The organism is Armatimonas sp. (assembly GCF_043760365.1).
Taxonomy (GTDB): Bacteria; Armatimonadota; Armatimonadia; order Armatimonadales; family Armatimonadaceae; genus Armatimonas.
On record NZ_JAYUPA010000493.1, the window covers coordinates 1 to 1,634 of the forward strand.

Consider the following 1,634-nt stretch of genomic DNA (forward strand, 5'->3'; position numbering starts at 1 on the left):
CCTCGGGAAATCCTGGAAAACGAAGTTTTGTGCGATCTGGCTCCGTGTGGCCTGAACTGGAGTACAAAAGTATGGTTGCTTTTCGGTGACAACTTGGAACATTAACAAAACCTTATCTTATTGCCGTAGACTGGCGGCTACCGCCAACAACGGTCATTAAAATAGCCCCTGCAGAATAAGTCTTTCGACAATCGCAGTGCCATCACTGGTTTAATTTTTTGTTGGCAGGCAGTCAAGTGTTATGGAATAATATAAGACCATGACACTTGACCGTCCCATTCGGGAAACCAAACTCCAGAGCAGTTGTCTGCAGCTCACTCAAATTGTCAAACGTCTCGGCCCTGGAGCAAAGCTTCCCACTGTTCGCGAACTTTCAGAAATACTTCCCGCCAGTGTCGCCACTATCAACAATGCGCTTCACGAGCTTGAAGCTCGCTCCCTTATCGTCCGCAAGCATGGTGTGGGAATATTTGTTGCATCACACCTTCCTCACCACCGTATTGCCCTCATCTGTCGCCCTGATTTTTTTCGTGCAATTGGATCTTCTCCTTTTTGGGGCCTTCTCTTGGAGCAGGCGCAGCGCTATGCGACGGCAGAGCAAGAAGAGCTTACGTTCTACTTCTCGGAGAGTAGGCAGGAGGCAGGGACACTCACAAACACTCAGCAGCAGGAGATTTCCTCGGGGCAGTTTCATGGCATCATAAGCATCGGCCTAGATGCATGCGATGCAGAGTGGATACGCACACAAAGTCTTCCTTTTGTCGCTTTTGCGGGGCCAGGCTCCTACACGGTTGGCTTTGATAATGAGGAGCTTCTTCGCCTTGGTCATGAAGCGCTCCTGCCTTTTGGGGCGCGTATCGTCGTGCTTGAGTCGGAGCATAACGACTTATCCAAGCAGCAGAGTGGCTATCTCTGGGGACGTACACTCTTAGCACGTCCCCACTCCGAGTGGCCGGAGGGAATCATCTCGCGCGATGACATGCTGACTCTAGGACTAATTGGGGCATTTCATGAGCAAGGTATCCCGCTAGATGGCCCGATTCGCATTGCAACACATGCAAATGCGGGATCTCCTGCACTTCTGGGCTGGGAAGAGCAACTCGTGCGCCTGGAAGTGAGCCCAACGGCAATAATCATGTGCCTTTTTGAAGTGCTTCAGGCACTAATGCGTGGTGAAACTCCACCGGTTTCATCACAAAAAATTTCAATTTGTACTGTCTATGGTGCTAAGTGGAAAGAGAAAGATAGCTCAAAAAGCTAGTTTAGACTGAGAGAAGAGATCAAAATGTACTCTGGAAAACGACGTTTCTTTTTATTTTTGTTACTCTTGTTGCTCTTCAGCACAGGCGCAACACGTCAGCAAAATAACCCAGATTTCGTTTGGCTGGAGGCGGAGCAGGCCACGGCAAATATCGCCCTAGAGGCAAAAGGCTGGGGGCATAAAGAGTTTCTCTCGGGCGAGAAGTGGGTTCAGGTCTCTATCGAGGCAGACAAAGTCGAGAAAGCGGTTCCCGAAGGCGGAGCCGTGCTGCGCTACGATATCACGATCCCCAAAGGTGCGACCTACGAGATCTGGAACCGGATTGGCTATGAGTTTGCTCGTTCGGATTTCGACTGGCGGCTTGACGGCGGAG

2 protein-coding genes are annotated in these 1,634 nt (G+C 50.6%); both read left to right on the top strand.

Going from position 1 to position 1,634, the window contains the following annotated elements:
• Nucleotides 1–259 precede the first annotated feature (259 nt).
• The gene (locus tag ACH2EH_RS11590; protein ID WP_395141815.1) at nt 260–1,261 is read left to right on the top strand and encodes a GntR family transcriptional regulator; all 1,002 of its coding nucleotides are present in this window, start codon (nt 260–262) and stop codon (nt 1,259–1,261) included.
• 24 nt (nt 1,262–1,285) lie between these two features.
• The coding region (locus ACH2EH_RS11595) for a hypothetical protein (protein WP_395141817.1) at nt 1,286–1,634 on the top strand (349 nt) is incomplete at its 3' end.

Bases quoted from the DNA above. Each gene is read 5' to 3' on its own strand.
- ACH2EH_RS11590 (WP_395141815.1), top strand. From the start codon at position 260: ATGACACTTGACCGTCCCATTCGGGAAACCAAACTCCAGAGCAGTTGT.